11 protein-coding genes are annotated in these 15111 nt (G+C 65.1%); 9 read left to right on the top strand and 2 right to left on the bottom strand.

Annotated features, from left to right (window positions below; translation table 11 throughout):
• Window positions 1-143 precede the first annotated feature (143 nt).
• Entirely contained in the window at window positions 144-2864 is a 2721-nt protein-coding gene (locus tag SH602x_RS18665) for a U32 family peptidase (protein ID WP_479473752.1), read from the top strand.
• A 468-nt stretch (window positions 2865-3332) separates the two neighbouring features.
• Here the strand turns inward: SH602x_RS18665 and SH602x_RS18660 are convergent, their stop codons facing one another.
• Together SH602x_RS18660 and ilvD are read right to left on the bottom strand one after the other, a co-directional pair.
• On the bottom strand, window positions 3333-3803 hold the full coding sequence (locus SH602x_RS18660; protein ID WP_479473751.1) for a hypothetical protein: 471 nt from the start codon (window positions 3801-3803) through the stop codon (window positions 3333-3335).
• A 96-nt stretch (window positions 3804-3899) separates the two neighbouring features.
• The gene (ilvD, locus tag SH602x_RS18655; protein ID WP_479473750.1) at window positions 3900-5642 is read right to left on the bottom strand and encodes a dihydroxy-acid dehydratase; all 1743 of its coding nucleotides are present in this window, start codon (window positions 5640-5642) and stop codon (window positions 3900-3902) included.
• Between the two features lie 322 nt (window positions 5643-5964).
• Here ilvD and SH602x_RS18650 point away from each other — a divergent pair, with 322 nt between their 5' ends.
• From SH602x_RS18650 to mgtE, 8 genes are all read left to right on the top strand, one after another.
• Entirely contained in the window at window positions 5965-7284 is a 1320-nt protein-coding gene (locus SH602x_RS18650; RefSeq protein WP_479473749.1) for a Gfo/Idh/MocA family protein, read from the top strand.
• 63 nt (window positions 7285-7347) lie between these two features.
• Window positions 7348-7713: a hypothetical protein gene (locus tag SH602x_RS18645; RefSeq protein ID WP_479473748.1), complete on the top strand. Its 366-nt coding sequence runs from the start codon at window positions 7348-7350 to the stop codon at window positions 7711-7713.
• 209 nt (window positions 7714-7922) lie between these two features.
• Entirely contained in the window at window positions 7923-8258 is a 336-nt protein-coding gene (gene xseB / locus SH602x_RS18640; RefSeq protein WP_479473747.1) for an exodeoxyribonuclease VII small subunit, read from the top strand.
• Between the two features lie 298 nt (window positions 8259-8556).
• Complete coding sequence (locus SH602x_RS18635) at window positions 8557-9471, top strand: polyprenyl synthetase family protein (protein ID WP_479473746.1); 915 nt, start codon at window positions 8557-8559, stop codon at window positions 9469-9471.
• On the top strand, window positions 9471-11375 hold the full coding sequence (dxs, locus tag SH602x_RS18630; protein ID WP_479473745.1) for a 1-deoxy-D-xylulose-5-phosphate synthase: 1905 nt from the start codon (window positions 9471-9473) through the stop codon (window positions 11373-11375). The genes SH602x_RS18635 and dxs overlap by 1 nt, the downstream gene beginning before the upstream one ends.
• A 160-nt stretch (window positions 11376-11535) precedes the next feature.
• Window positions 11536-12399 carry an NAD(+)/NADH kinase gene (locus SH602x_RS18625; RefSeq protein ID WP_479471553.1) on the top strand — a complete coding sequence of 288 codons (864 nt, stop codon included), beginning with the start codon at window positions 11536-11538 and terminating at the stop codon, window positions 12397-12399.
• 56 nt (window positions 12400-12455) lie between these two features.
• Window positions 12456-13445 (top strand): hypothetical protein, encoded by a 990-nt coding sequence (locus tag SH602x_RS18620; protein ID WP_479473744.1) that lies wholly within the window; start codon window positions 12456-12458, stop codon window positions 13443-13445.
• Window positions 13446-13746: 301 nt separating this feature from the next.
• Entirely contained in the window at window positions 13747-15111 is a 1365-nt protein-coding gene (gene mgtE / locus SH602x_RS18615) for a magnesium transporter (protein ID WP_479473743.1), read from the top strand.

Genomic DNA, 15111 nt, shown 5'->3' with positions numbered 1-15111 from the left:
TCGGCGAAACGGGGCTCCCGACGCCGTAACTGCCGCGGTTGACGGAACGAAGCCCTCGACAGTTACGATAGCGACGCATAGGTTGAACGATCGCCGTCGATGCGGCGGAAACGGCTCTCGGACATGTGGAACGGCGGAAGCGGATGACGATCTCGGGACTTGCCATCGACGAAACGGGCGACGTCGGCCCCTGGGTCGCGTCGGATCTCGTCGCCGGGATCGATCGGCCCGAACTGCTCGCCCCGGCGGGCGACTGGGACTGCCTTCGCGCGGCCGTCGAAAACGGCGCCGACGCGGTCTATTTCGGCCTCGATTCGGGCTTCAACGCCAGGGCGCGGGCGCATAACTTTCCCGTCGAGTCGCTGCCCGAGGCGATGGGCTTCCTGCACGAGCGGGGAGTGAAGGGCTTCGTCACGCTCAACACGCTGATTTTTTCCAGCGAACTGGAGGAGTTCGAGCAGGCGGTCCGGCAGTGTGCGCAGGCGGACGTCGACGCCGTCCTGGTGCAGGATCTGGGCGTTGTGCGGCTGATCAAGGCGATCTGCCCCGAACTGGCGATCCACGCCTCGACCCAGATGACGATGACCAGCGCGGAGACGATCCGCGAGATCGAGGAACTAGGCGTCGAACGGGTCGTCCTGGCGCGAGAACTTTCGATCAAGGAGATCGAGGCGATCCGCCGGTCGACGACGCTGCCGCTGGAGACGTTCGTCCACGGGGCACTCTGCGTCGCCTACTCCGGCCAGTGCATGACGAGCGAATCGCTCGGCGGGCGAAGCGCCAACCGCGGCCAGTGCGCCCAGGCCTGTCGCCTGCCCTACGACCTGATCTGCGACGGCGAGGACGTCGACCTGGGCGATAAAAAGTACCTGCTCAGCCCGCAGGATCTCGCGGCGTACGCGCTGGTCGAGGATCTGGTGAAGGTCGGCGTCGCGTCGCTGAAGATCGAAGGCCGCCTGAAGCAGCCGGAGTACGTCGCGAACATCACGCGGCACTATCGCCTGGCGCTCGATCGGGCGACGGCGGGCAAGCGGCACGGCCTCGAGGCGCGCGACGTGGAGGAGATGGAGCTTTCCTTCTCCCGCGGGTTCTCGCCCGGATGGCTGAACGGCTGCGATCATAAGATGCTGGTCCCGGCCGACAACTCCGCCAAGCGGGGCGTGCAGGTCGGCAAGATCCTGACCGTGAAGCAGGATTCCGCCTACGTGCGCGTCACCCGCGGCGTGCAGGCGGGCGACGGCATCGTCTTCGAATCGCCCCGCTTCGGCGACACGCCGCAGGGGGGACGGATCTACCAGGTTCGCAGCGAGGGCCGGCGGCTCGACGGAGCCTGCCTCGCCGGCGACGTGGAACTCTTCTTCGCCGAAGGGTCGATCGACTTCGACCGGCTCTTTCCGGGCCAGGCGGTCTGGAAGACCGACGATCCGCACCTGACGAAGCGCCTCCGCCGGTCGTTCAACGCCGCCGATCCGCTGCGCAAGCGAGCCGTTCGCATCGCCGTCGAGGCAGCCGTCGGCAAGCCGCTGGTCGTGCGCGTCTCGCTGGAAGGCAAGTCGGTCGGCGAATTCGCGACGGACTTTCCTCTGGAAGCGGCACGCAACCGTCCGCTGACGGAGGACGTACTGCTCGAACAGTTCGGTCGCCTGGGCGGAACGCCCTTCGCGCTCGTCGATCTGACGGCGACGATCGTCGGCGGACCGATGGTCCCGCTCAGCGTACTCGGCAAGCTGCGCCGCGACCTGGTCGATCTGCTGACCGAGTTCGTCCATCGTCCGCTCGTGAGGACGATCGTGACGGAGTCGCAATTGCCTCGATTGCGGGCCGAACTTACTTCCCTTCTTGCTCCTTCGGGTGCCACTGGCTCTGCCAGTGCAGAAGCTGAGACCATTTCATCCATCGGCAGTGCGTCCGAACTATCCGACTCGAACAAGGGGACACTGGCAGAGCCAGTGCCACCCGAAGGAGCGGGACAAGAAGTCAGGCCTGCTCTTCGCATCCTCGCCCGAACCTTGAAGCAGGTCGACCTCCTGCTGGAACAGGGCGAGCGGGATCTCTACGCCGACTTCCAGGACATCCGCGAGTATCGCGAGGCGATCGAACGGGCGAAGGCTGTCGGGGCGTCGCTGTTTCCTGCCACGCCGCGAATCCAGAAGCCGGGCGAGATGGGCCTGTTCCGGGCCATGCTGAAGCACGAGCCCGAAGGCGTCCTCGTCCGGAACCTGTCGGGCCTGGCCTTCTTCGTCGAACGGGGCGTCGAAGCGGTCGCGGACTACACGCTGAACGTCACGAACGAGTTGACGTTCGCGGAAATCCTCCGCCGGGGCGCTTCGCGGGCGACGGCGTCGTACGACCTGAACCGCGAGCAACTGCTCGATCTGGTCGAGCACACAACGCCTGCTGGCGAGCAAGCAAAGGCCGCAAAGTTGGAGGTCGTGCTGCATCAGCACATGCCCCTGTTCCACATGGAGCATTGCGTCTTCTGCGCGGTCCTGTCGCCCGGCACGAACAAGACCAACTGCGGTCGCCCCTGCGACACGCACGACGTGAAGCTGCGCGACCGGATGGGGAAAGAGCATCCGCTGCGGGCCGACGTCGGCTGCCGGAACACGCTCTTCAACGCAGTTCCTCAAAGCGGCGCCGAGGCGGCCCCTGCCCTGCTCGCCCGCGGCGTCGGCAGCTTCCGCATCGAACTGTTGGAAGACGCCCCTGCCGAGGAAGTCGCCGAGACGATCCGCCTCTACCGCGAACTGCTCGCCGGCTCCCTGACCGGCAAAGCCGTCTGGTCCGCCCTCAAAGCGACCAACCGCATCGGCGTCACGCGCGGGACGCTGGAAGAGCGAAGGGATCCGCTGGCGATTGTGTAGGCTCTGCCGCGATGACTGTCCTTCCTGGTCCGCCACAGCTTTCAGGCTCGCCCGCGCGCTTGAGCTTCGCGAAGGCGATCGAGGACTATCTTGCGCAGAAAATCGACAACTTCGAGCTAGACGCCGCATACCTCGAAGCGTGTGCGGCGCGAGACGAAGTCTGCGATCGAATCGGTCATGCTGTCTGGTGCAGTTGCTATAACGACGTGCGACAGCATCGGCACGAAGGCACGCATCGTCTTCCGCCTGAAGCGGAAGCGATGGTGCGGCGCTGGATCGAACTCCTGCGGTCAGACACGGACTGGAGGTGGGAAGGCGGGCGGCCCTGGGAATGGGTACGCGACATCGGAGTTCTGCTGCGAATGGTTAAGCCACGCGAATCGAACTACTTCTGGCCCTTCGCAGACGAGGCGGCATGGAAGGAGTGGCGGGCCAGACATTCCCCCTGACTCAACCGGCGATGATCGGTCAGGAAAGCGTCGCGAGGTCCGCTTCGACGGCCGATCTCTCGCCCGCCTCTTCGACCTTCTCGGCCAGCTTGCTTGCTGCGGCGAGATGCTCCTGCTTCTTCGCTTCGTCGACGAGAACCTGGTAGCCGCGCGCTAGCGCCTCGTGAGCGTAGGCGAGGTAGAACGGCGGCTGACCCTGCGAGACGGCGAGGCACTTCTCGCCCCAGGCGACGGCGTTGGAACCGTCGCTCAGGACGGCGAAGACGCGGGAGACCTGCCAGTAGCCGATCGACAGCTTGAGGTCGGTCGCGTCGGGGCGGTTCAGCCAGTGCCAGAGCGACGCGAACGTCGCCGCCAGCAGCTCGTCGTTTTCCCGCGGCGTACGGTCGGGCTTGTCGAGCAGATCCCACGTGCGGTTGAAGGCCATGCCGGAGAAGCGGCGATGGCCGAGGGCGTCGTCGAACGAGGGAGCAGTCGAGGCGTCGGTCATGAGTTCGACTCCTTCCTGCGAAACGGACATGAATGGAGGGCCTTGCCGCGGCGCTCGGTACGGCTGGGCAAGCCAGCCATGGCACACAGGCTCTTCTTACGACTTGACCTTCGTTCCCGGTTCGACGGCCGGCGCGGGATCGTTGATCGCGTCGGGTTCGACGCGGCTCTTGCTCACGCAGCCGTCGCTGGCCTGGGAGACCACGGCAGCGAAGTCGGAGAGGTAGCCGCGCAGGTGGCGGATGGGCTTGATCGGTTCGTCGCACATCCGTCGGGCGAGTTCGGCGTCGCCGACGTGCCAGCGGATGCGGCCCTGCGACAGGTCGAACTCGATCTCGTCGCCGTCATGGACCCAGGCGATCGGTCCGCCGACCGCGGCCTCGGGCGAACAGTGGACGCCGATCGCGCCGTGGGAAACGCCGGAGACGCGGGTATCTGAAAGGAGAGCGACCTTCCCTTCCAGTTCCGGCACGCCGAGCGCGGCCGACGCGACCAGCGCCTCGGGCATGCCTGAGGCGACAGGGCCGAGATAGCGCAGCACGATCACGTGACCGGGGCGGATGCGACCCTCCTCGGCGGCGACGGCGACGGAGCGGGTGTCCTCGAAACAGATCGCCTTGCCCCGGAAGTTGGCGTCGAGGTTGTTGGAAACCTTCAGCACGAGACCCTCCGGCGCGACGTTGCCGAAGGCGATCTGAATGTCGGCGAAGTCCTTGAACGGCTTCCCCGCCGGCGCCACGAGCGACTGATCGGGCTTAATATCCGCCGCCTCGGCGACGTTCTCCGCCATCGTCTTGCCGGTGACGGTTATGCAATCGCCGTGGAGCAGACCGACCTCGAGCAGGCGCTTGAGGAGCGCATTCGTTCCGCCGAGCTCGAACAGGTCGGCCATGGTGCCCCGTCCGCGCGGGGCGAAGTTGCAGTAAACCGGCGTCTCCCGCAGGATCGGCTGCATCTGGGCCATGCCGAAGGGAACGCCCGCCTCGCGAGCGAGCGCCAGCAGATGCAGGATGCCGTTCGTGGAACCGCCTGCCGCGGCGATGGCGCGGAGGGAGTTCTCGAACGCTTCGACCGTCAGGATGTCGCGCGGACGCAGGTCCATCTCCAGCAGGCGCCGAACGAGGGCGCCGGCGGTCTTGCACTCGTCCCGTTTCTCCTGCGAGACCGCGGGGTTCGAGCTGCTGTTGGGAGGCATCAGGCCGATGGCCTCCATGGCGATGCCCCAGGTGTTGAACGACGCCGCGATGCCGCAGCCGCCCGGACCGGGACAGGCGGTGCGAAGAATGGCCTCGGCATCCGCTTCGCTCACGACGCCGACCGCGCGGCCCGCCTGCGAATCGTAGACGTCCAGGATCGAGATCGACTTGCCCGCGTGGCAGCCTGGCAGGATGCTTCCGCCCGAAAGGATCAGGCCCGGATAGTTCATCCGCGCGAGCGCCATCGCGAAGCCGGGGCCGTTCTTGTCGCAATGATGCAGGCCGATCATCGCGTCGTAGCAGTGACCCGTGCAGACGAGTTCCGCGGAGTTGGCGATGACGTTGCGCGACGGCAGGCTGGCGTTGCCCCCCTCGTGGCCCTGGGTGATGTTGTCGCTGATGCCGGGCGTGCCGAAACCGAAGCCGATCAGGCCGGCCTCCTTGCACCCTTCCTTCACCAGCGCGGCAAGCTCCGCCGCATGGACGTTGCAGAGGTTGCCTTCCAGCAGCGGAATGCCGATGCCGACCTGCGGGCGGTCGAAGTCCTGCTCCGTGAAGCCCAGGCCGTAGAAGAACGCGGTGACGCCCTTCTGCCAGCCGCGGGTGACGTTCTGACTGTTCCAGTTGAGCGGACGATCGGCCATGAAAGGTTCAGCGAGCGGAGAGGATCGGGAGGGCGATCTCAGGAGATCGGCGGTCGTTTGTAGAACGGCGGCGTCTGATTCGCAACGGGCGGTCGGGGTCCGGCGACTTCTTGTAGGGCAGGCGCCCCGCCTGCCATTTCTGCGGATTGCCGGGTTCGTGGCAGGCGGGGCGCCTGCCCTACAGGAAGCAGACGGCTTCCCTTCCTGAATTGAACCGCGCAACGTCGTCGACCATGATGGGGCCGCTTGCCAGAACGCCCGCCCGAACGAAGACTTCCCCGCTGACCTCCCCGGTCGCGCAGCCTCTCCGAGGAATCCCGCCATGTCGAAGCGCCCTGTCGAATCGCTTTCCCGCCGTAACTTCGTGCAGACGGTCGCCGCAGGGGCCGCGATCATCGGCGTCCATTCGCAGTTGCCCGTCGCGCGGAGCCAGTCGCCCAACGAGAAGCTGAACATCGCCGCGGTCGGCGCCGCGAACCGCGCAGCCGCGGATATCGAGGGCGTCTCGGGCGAACGGATCGTCGCCATCGCCGACGTCGATGCGAAGTTTCTCGAACAGGGCGTGGCGAAGTATCAGGGGGCGAAGGGCTATCGCGACTTCCGCCAGATGCTGGAGCAGGAAGCGGGCAACATCGACGCGGTCGTCGTCGGCACGCCCGACCATACGCACGCCCCGGCAGCGGCGATGGCGATGCGGCTGAAGAAGCATTGCTACTGCGAGAAGCCGCTGACCCACACGGCGTTCGAGGCCCGCACGCTGACGAACCTCGCGATCGAAAACAAGCTCGCCACGCAGATGGGGACGCAGATCCACGCGGGTTCGAACTATCGCCGCGTGGTGGAACTGATCCAGGCGGGCGCCATCGGGCCGGTGAAGGAGGTCCACGTCTGGGTCGGCGTCGACTACTCCGGCGGCAAGTTCACGACCGGCACGCCGGCGCCCGCGAATCTCGACTGGGATCTCTGGCTCGGGCCCGCGCCGGAGCGACCCTACAGCGAGAACGTCCATCCGTTCAACTGGCGCCGCTTCTGGGATTACGGCACAGGCGGGCTCGGCGATTTCTTCTGCCACTACGTCGACCTGGTCCATTGGGCGCTCGATCTGAAGTATCCGACGAAGGTCAGCGCGCAGGGGTCGGAGGTCGACCCGGTAAGCTGCCCGTCGTGGACGATCGTCGACTACGACTACCCCGCCCGGGGCGATCAGCCGCCGGTTCATCTGACGTGGTACGACGGCGGCCGGAAGCCCGAACTGCTCAAGACGCTGAAGGACGAAAAGGGGCAGCCGATCGAGTGGGGCGCGGGGCAACTCTTCGTCGGCGAAAAGGGAATGCTTCTCTCCGACTACGGTCGCCACGTCTTGCTGCCGGTCGAGAAGTTCGTCGACTTCGAACGACCCGAGCCGACCATCCCCGAATCGATCGGCCATCACCAGGAGTGGCTCAAGGCGATTCGCGACGGGAGCGAGACGACCTGCAAGTTCGCATACTCCGGACCGCTGTCGGAGGCCGCCATGCTGGGCGTCGCCGCCTACAGGTCGGGCGAGACGATCGAATGGAACGGCGAGGAGTTCAAGATCACGAACAAGCCCGAACTGGCGTCGCTGCTCCACAAGGAATATCGCAAGGGCTGGACGTTGTAGGGCGTTACCCTTCGATCAGCGTGACGGGTTCGCCCGCCCGCGTCCTTGCCAGGAGACAGCCGAATGAGTCTGGGGTGGGACGTCATGGTGTTGAATTACGGAGGAACTCCGAAGCCCATCGACGACTTAACGAAGGATGATCTTCCTCGAGCTTTAGGCTCGTCTGCGGAAATCCGCTCAAAGATCGACGCTCATCTACAGGGCGTAGATTGGTCGAATCCCGCAAATGGATACTTCGAAGGGCAGGATTTCTGGTTGGAGTTGGACATCGGTGATAAGGATGAATCCCACGGATTCGTCGTCCACGTTGGCGGCCGCGGCGATGCCGTCACCTCGCTCCTGAAGTTCGCCATACCGAACGGTTGGACGTTGTTCGATTGTTGGTCCTATGACTGGATCGATCCAAAGCGTTCTCCAAAGGTTGGTTAGTCCAGGTTTCGCATCGTTTCTGTCGAGCGTTTGCACACGGGTGTTCGTCTGGGTTGTGGCTAGATTCCGATTCCGTGTGAAATGCCCGCTACGCGATTGTTTGTCTGAGCGGGGGGTGTAAACCCCCCGAGGTTCCGGCACAATCGACGGTTCGGAACTCGGGGGACTTTCGTCCCCCGCTCAGACAGCGGAACGAGCGAACGGAATCGATGCCTCCCCGTAAAAAGTCCTCCTCCGGCGAAACGCCCTCCCTGCCGATCGGCGACGATTGCCCGGAATCGGCGATCGACTTCGAGAAGTCGTTCTCCGAACTCGAAAAGAGCGTGACCGCGCTGGAGGCGGGGAAGCTCTCGCTCGACGAAGCGCTGCGGCGCTACGAAGAGGGGGTGAAGCGCTTTCGCGAGTGCCAGACCGCGCTCGACGCGGCGGAACTGCGCGTGGAGCAACTTCACCGCGTCACCGACCAGGGAGCCGGCGAGTTCGCCCGCTTCGCCGATCTCGATGACGACGACGCAGAGATCGACAGCAATGAAGGCGACGACTGAGGTCGGCGAGAGGGTCCTGCGACGAACTGTCGCCGGGGTCGAGCGAGCCTCGAAAAGCTGACGGCTCGTGCGGTCTTTCCGCTCGCAGCGAATCGTCCGTAAGCGCCGCCTGACAAAGAGCTTCCCGCGTACGGTAAGATGGACGCCCAAACGTCCGTCGAGTACGATTGGCCCAGCGCGACGGTCCCAGTTCTGACGCTTCTGCTCAGTTGCGGCGGTCCGTGGGCGCGCAGTTTTGGAAGGTAGCGGGCAGGAACCCGCTGCGGTGGAAAGAGCCGTCAGGGGGAAGCCTTCGATTTTGAGCGCCAGCGACGCATTGGAATCCGCCCTGCCGGGCTTGAGCGAAGCGGTCGCCGCCGTGGAGGCGGAACTGGATCGGGCTCTTTCGTTTGGAAGCGACGGACCCGAGCGGCTCGTCGCGGCGATGCGCTACATGGGGCTCGCCCCCGGGAAGCGTCTACGGCCGTTGCTGGTCGTCTGGTCGTGCGAGGCGCTGGGCGGAGAGGTGTCTCGGGCCCTGCCCGCGGCGGCGTCGGTCGAACTGATTCACGCCTACTCGCTGATCCACGACGATCTCCCCTGCATGGACGACGACGTCCTGCGGCGCGGCCTTCCGACGTGTCACGTGGCGTTCGACGAAGCGACAGCGGTCCTCGCCGGCGACGCGCTCCAGGCCCGGGCGTTCGAGTGGATCGCCCGGCGGATGCATCCGGAGTCCGCGGCGATCGAGTGCCTGCGGATCCTCGCGACCGCGGCAGGCGCCGAACGGCTGGTGGGCGGTCAGGCGGATGACCTTGCCGCGGAGGCGGAAGATTTTCCAGCAGAGCGGCGAAGCGTCGACTGGCTGGAACGAATTCATCTCCGGAAGACCGGAGCCCTGTTCCGCGCCTCGCTGCAGATGGGAGCGGTCGCCGCGGAGGCGCGGGACGAGGATCTTGCGAGAATGGACGCGTTCGGACGAGCGTTGGGGCTCGCGTTCCAGGTGAAGGACGACCTGCTCGATTGCGAGTCTTCGCCGGAAGACCTGGGAAAGAAGACTCAAAAGGACGCCGGGCGCGGGAAACTGACCTATCCCGCGCTGCTGGGCGTCGAGGCGAGCCGGGACAGGCTCGTCGAACTTCATCGCGAGGCGGTCGAAGCGCTCGCGCCGCTCGGGCCTGCGGCGGACTCGCTCCGGACGCTCATGCGATTCGTCGTCGAAAGGAAGCGCTGATGTTGCACAAACGACTGGCCTCGCTGAAATCAGCGATCGAACTGCATGACTGCTCCGCGCAGGAACTCGAAGAGTTCGCGGCCGAGATCCGCGACGTGCTGTGCAACCTGCTGAGCATCCGCACGGCCCACTTCGCGTCGAACCTGGGCGTGGTGGAACTCTGCCTGGCGCTGCATAGCGTCTACGACTTCCGGCGCGATCGGCTGATCTGGGATACGGGCCACCAGATCTATCCCCACAAATTGATCACGGGCCGCTACGCCGACTTCCACACGATCCGCACGCGCGGCGGATTGATGGGTTATCCCAACCCGGCGGAGAGCGAGTACGACCTGTTCATGACGGGTCACGCCGGGTGCAGCGTCTCGACGGCGCTGGGCCTGAAGAGCGGCGACGACCTGATGGGCGAACCCGACCGTCACAGCGTGGCGGTCATCGGCGACGGCGCCTTCCCCTCCGGCATCGTGTTCGAGGCGCTCAACAACGCGGGCGGGCTCAACAAGAACTTTCTCGTCATCCTGAACGACAACAAGATGTCGATCTGCCCCCGCGTGGGCGGAATGGCGTCTTATCTCGATCGACTGCGCACGACGAACTTCTACGCCGGGCTCAAGAGCGAAGTCACGCGGATCCTGGGCAAGGTGCCGCTGTTCGGCGATCCGGCCGAACGCTTCCTCGCGCAACTCAAGGAAGCCGCCAAGGCCGGCCTGCATGGCGGGATGCTGTTCGAGGAACTCGGCTTCCGCTACATCGGCCCCGTCGACGGGCACAACCTGCCGCTGCTGAAGAAGTACCTGGAGATGGCGAAGAAGATGGCGGGGCCCGTGCTCCTGCATGTTCTCACCGTCAAGGGTCAGGGCTATCAGCCCGCGGCTGCGGACCCGGTTTACTTCCACACGCCGCCTGCCTTCGCCGATGAAGGCGGCAAGGCGGTCGTCAAGTCGAAGTCGGGCGGCAAGGCGTTCACCAACTACGCCAGCGAGTCGATCGAACGCGCGATGGCGGCGAACGAGCGCGTGACCGTGCTGACCGCCGCCATGTGTCAGGGAAACAAGCTGGAGCCCGTACGGGCCCGGTTCCCCGATCGCTTCTTCGACGTCGGCATCTGCGAGTCGCACGCCGTCGCGTTCGCGGCGGGGCAGGCGAAAGCCGGTCTGCGTCCGATCGTCGATATCTACAGCACGTTCCTGCAGCGGAGCTACGACCAGATCTTCCAGGAGGTCGCGCTGCAGAATCTGCCGGTCGCCTTCCTGATGGATCGCGCGGGGCTGACCGGTCCCGACGGGCCGACCCATCACGGCATCTACGACGTCGGCTACATGCGGGTCTTCCCGAACCTGGTCGTCGCGGCGCCGGGCGACGGGGGCGATCTGGAACGGATGGTCGACTTCGCGGTTATGCACGACGGGCCGGTCGCGATCCGCTATCCGAAGACCGATGCCTTCGTGATCGGCGGACCGCGCGAGCCGGTCCAGCTCGGCAAGGCGGAGGTTCTTCGTCGAGGCGAAGACGGCGCGATTCTCTGCTACGGGGCGCTGCTCCCGGATTGTCTCGCCGCGGCGGAGGCGCTCGCCCGCGAAGGTCTGCACGCGACAGTCGTCAACGCCCGCTTCGTCAAACCGCTCGACCGCGAGACGATCGGGGAACTTCTGCGCGAACTTCCCTTCGTCATCACGGTCGAAGAGGGAGCGCTGCACGCCGGCTTCGGCAGCGCCGTACTGGAACTGGCGTCGGACGAACAGATTCCCGCGCGGGTCGTGCGGCTCGGTCTGCCCGACCAGTACATCGAGCACGGCGACCGGGAGGCGATCCTGGACGAACTGGATCTTTCGTCCCGAGGCATCGCCGATCGGTTCCGATCGCTGGCCCGGAGCGAACGGTTCGACGCGGCTCCGGTGAACTGACGCAGCGATCGACGTAAGCGCCGGTAGTTCTGAGCGGGGGACGAAAGTTCCCCGAGTCCGTATCGATCGCCTCGCAGAACCCTCGGGGGACTCACTTCCCCCGCTCAGAAGGAGTACGATCGCCAGGCATGCTTCCCGATCCTGCTCCGAGATCTGCCCCATGAAGCGACGTCCGCGTGCGATTCTGCTCGGTTCCGGACAGCGTGCGCGCGTCATCGAGGCGGCGAACGAACTCCGTCCGCACATCAAGGCGACGCTCGATCTGGTCGCGGAGGACTTCACGTTCGAACTGGACCTGTCGTCCTTCGACGCCGATCTGGTGATCGTGCTCGGAGGGGACGGATCGATCCTGCACGCCGCCCGGCAGATGGGCGAGCGGCAGATCCCGGTCGTCGGCGTGAACCTGGGGCGGCTCGGCTTTCTGGCGGATATTCAGCCGGGCGACTTCGTCGGCCATCTGACCGAATTGCAAAAGGGCGACTACCGCGTTCTTGAGCACGTGATGCTCTCCGCCGAGGTATTTCGCGAGGGAAAGCTGATCGCCGCGACGATCGGACTGAACGAGTTGGCCGTGCTGGGCGGACCTCCCTACCGGATCGTCAATATTGACCTTTACATCGATGAGGAGTTCGCCACAACATACCGCTGTGACGGGCTGATCGTGAGCACGCCGGTCGGCTCGACGGCTCATAGCCTGTCGGCGGGCGGTCCGATCCTGCAGAAGGAAGTGCAGGCGTTCGTGATCTCGCCGATCAGTCCCCACACCCTGACGGTGCGCCCCGTCGTCGACACGGCCGATCGGATGTTCGAGCTTCGCGTGCGGGACCCGAATCCCAGCACGGCGGCGGTCGTCGACGGTAACCTTCTCACGACGCTTCTTCCCGAAGACTGCATCCGCGTGACGCGATCGCGATCGACGTTTCGCATGGTGCAATTGCCGGGGCGGAGCTACTACCGCACGCTTCGCGAGAAGCTCGGCTGGGGCGGCGTGATCGAAGGGAGCGTCGGACCGATCGGCGGCTGAACGGCTCCGATCGCCCATTCTGTTTTCGACCGGACCATCGCATGGAGGCGAGTCCCGTGAATCGTATCGCGACTCTTCGTCGTTTCGCCGCGCCGCTGGCGCTGGCGTCCCTGTTCGCCCTCGTTACCGCTTCGCGATCGTCGGCAGACGATCCGGCTTCGGCGACTTCCGAGAAAGTCGCGAAGGTCGTCCAGAAGGTCGCAGGCGAAAAGAAGCTGCTCCGTTACAAGTTCGAAGAGGGACAGCAGATTCGCTGGAAGGTGGTGCACCTCTCCACGGTCGAGCTCAACGACAAGGACTTCCGGCAGGTCACGCAGAGCAAAACGACCTCGATCAAGCTCTGGACCGTCGACAGCGTCGCCGAGGACGGCTCAGCGGTCGTCGTCAACGTGGTCGAAGAGATCGACCTGTGGCGACAGGCCAACGACAGCGAGCCGGAGAAGTTCAACAGCCGAAACGACAAGAATCCGCCGCTGGCGTTCCAGCAGTTCGCGGAGTCGATCGGCAAGCCCCTATCGACCAAGACGCTTTCCGATCGCGGCGCCGTGATCAAGGCCGACGGAGCGAACCAGTTCGATCTGGGGATGGGGCCCGTTCTGCCTCCGCTGCCGGAAGAACCGGTCGGCGTCGGTCATCGCTGGACTTTTCCGGACGAGATCCGCGTTCGGCATCAGAAGTCGCAGCAGGTGAAGACCGTCAAGGTGCAGTACGTCTACACCCTGGAGTCGTTCGAGGGCGACCTGGCGAACATCGGGGTGCGAACGGAAGTGCTCACGCCGATCAAGGATCCGCAGGAACAGGCTCAACTGGTTCAAAACACGGTGAACGGCACCCTGGCGATCGATCTCGCGAAGGGGCGGATCGCGTCGCGTCGCATCGACTGGGACTCGACCATCGTCGGCTTCAACGGCGAACAGGGTACCGGCTCGATGAGCTACCTCGCCCGGCTGACGGAATCGCTGGTCGACGGACCGCAACGGCTCGCTCCCGAGACGCCGCCCGCCGCCGAAGCGAAAGCCCCCCTCATCGGTCCCCTGCCCCGCTGACCGGTCGCGAAGAAGCTTCCTTCGAAGCAGCTCTCTCTGCGTTTCTCGCGGACCGGAGTTCTCTTCCGGCCCGCTAACCGGATCGCCGGCGCCCGCGTAGAATGAACTCGCGGGCGCGACGCATCGATTCGACCGGCGGGGCTTGACCGTCGGCAGCGAGCGCCGCAGGCCTTATAGCCTGCTTAGCGCCTCATCGTCGAAGCGCCTGAATCGTCGGGCGCTTTTTCTTTTTTCTCGGCCGCGCGTACGTTCTCGCGCACTTCGCCTATCGCCGCACTTCGTCCGGATCGGGAGACGCACCATGGTCAACACGCTGCTCCTCCCGGAACTGCGCGAGATGCTGGCGGAGGGGAACCTCCAGGAACTGGGCGAGTTCTTCTCCAACATGAACGCGTCGCATGCGGCGGAGTTCATGGAAGGCCTGACCGCCGAAGAGACCTGGGCGACGCTGCGGCATGCCCCGCTGGCCGATCGTCTCCAGATCTTCTTCTTCATCGATCACGACAAGCAGGTCGAGATCGTCGAGACGGCGGATCGCGACGAGATCGTCGAACTGATCGAAGAACTCGCCGCGGACGACCGCGTCGACATTCTTCAGGGCGTCGACGACGAGATCGAGCAGGACATCCTCAAGCGGATGTCCGCCGACGAACGCCGCGAGACGATCAGGCTCTCCAGCTATGCCGAAGGGACGGCGGGCGCGGTCATGACGACCGAGGTCGCCAAGCTCGACGAGAAGTTCACCGTCATCGAGGCCCTGGCCGAACTGGCACGTCAATCGGAAGACCTGGAGACGATCTACTACCTCTTCATCGTCGACGATCGGAACGTTTTGAAGGGGCTCGTATCGACCCGGCAACTGGTGACGGCGCTCTCGAAGCCGAATACGCGGCTTCGCGAACTGATGGAGACGGAACTGGTCACGGCGCTGCCGACGGACGACCAGGAAGAAGTGGCCGAGAAGGTCGCGCGGTACGACCTGCTCGCCATTCCGGTCGTCGACGAGGAGCGGCGACTGCTCGGTATCGTCACGCATGACGACGTCATCGACGTGTTTCGCGAAGAGGCGCTCGAAGACGCCCAGCGTCTCGGCGGTCTCGAACCGCTCGTACACGGCTACCTGAATACGTCGGTCCTGTCGCTGAGTTGGAAGCGCGGCATCTGGCTGACGGTGCTGTTCTGCGCGTCGATCACGACCGCGTTCATCCTCGGAAGTTACGAGGATACGCTGAAGCACGAGGAACTGATCTGGCTCAGCGCCTTCGTGCCGCTGATCATTTCGACGGGCGGAAACTCGGGGGCCCAGTCCGCCACGCTCATCGTCACCGCGATGGCCGCCGGAACCGTGCTGCCCCGGCACTGGAAGAAGGTCTTTCTGCGGGAACTCTATTCCGGGCTGCTGCTGGGAACGTTCCTGGCCGCGATCGGCATGATCGTCGGCATGTTTCAGGCGCCGTCGATCCTGGCAGCGATCGCCGTCCCCATTTCGATCGTGCTCATCGTGGTGAGCGCGACCGCGATCGGGGGACTGTTGCCGCTGCTGTTCGGCAAGATGGGGCTCGAACCGGCCATCATGAGCAACCCGTTCGTCGCGGGTGTGATGGACATCCTCGGCATCCTGATCTTCGTCAACGTCGGCATCGCCGTGCTGTCGCTGACGCGGTGA

It is taken from the genome of Lignipirellula cremea (genome assembly GCF_056501455.1).
Note: the sequence above shows the minus strand (reverse complement) of the source record. Positions and strands in the feature narration are given on the sequence as shown.

What these genes read in the sequence shown, in the direction of transcription:
- SH602x_RS18665 (WP_479473752.1), top strand. Translation starts at nt 144, where the DNA reads ATGACGATCTCGGGACTTGCCATCGACGAAACGGGCGACGTCGGCCCC.
- SH602x_RS18660 (WP_479473751.1), bottom strand. Translation starts at nt 3,803, where the DNA reads ATGACCGACGCCTCGACTGCTCCCTCGTTCGACGACGCCCTCGGCCAT.
- ilvD (WP_479473750.1), bottom strand. Translation starts at nt 5,642, where the DNA reads ATGGCCGATCGTCCGCTCAACTGGAACAGTCAGAACGTCACCCGCGGC.
- SH602x_RS18650 (WP_479473749.1), top strand. Translation starts at nt 5,965, where the DNA reads ATGTCGAAGCGCCCTGTCGAATCGCTTTCCCGCCGTAACTTCGTGCAG.
- SH602x_RS18645 (WP_479473748.1), top strand. Translation starts at nt 7,348, where the DNA reads ATGAGTCTGGGGTGGGACGTCATGGTGTTGAATTACGGAGGAACTCCG.
- xseB (WP_479473747.1), top strand. Translation starts at nt 7,923, where the DNA reads ATGCCTCCCCGTAAAAAGTCCTCCTCCGGCGAAACGCCCTCCCTGCCG.
- dxs (WP_479473745.1), top strand. Translation starts at nt 9,471, where the DNA reads ATGTTGCACAAACGACTGGCCTCGCTGAAATCAGCGATCGAACTGCAT.
- SH602x_RS18625 (WP_479471553.1), top strand. Translation starts at nt 11,536, where the DNA reads ATGAAGCGACGTCCGCGTGCGATTCTGCTCGGTTCCGGACAGCGTGCG.
- mgtE (WP_479473743.1), top strand. Translation starts at nt 13,747, where the DNA reads ATGGTCAACACGCTGCTCCTCCCGGAACTGCGCGAGATGCTGGCGGAG.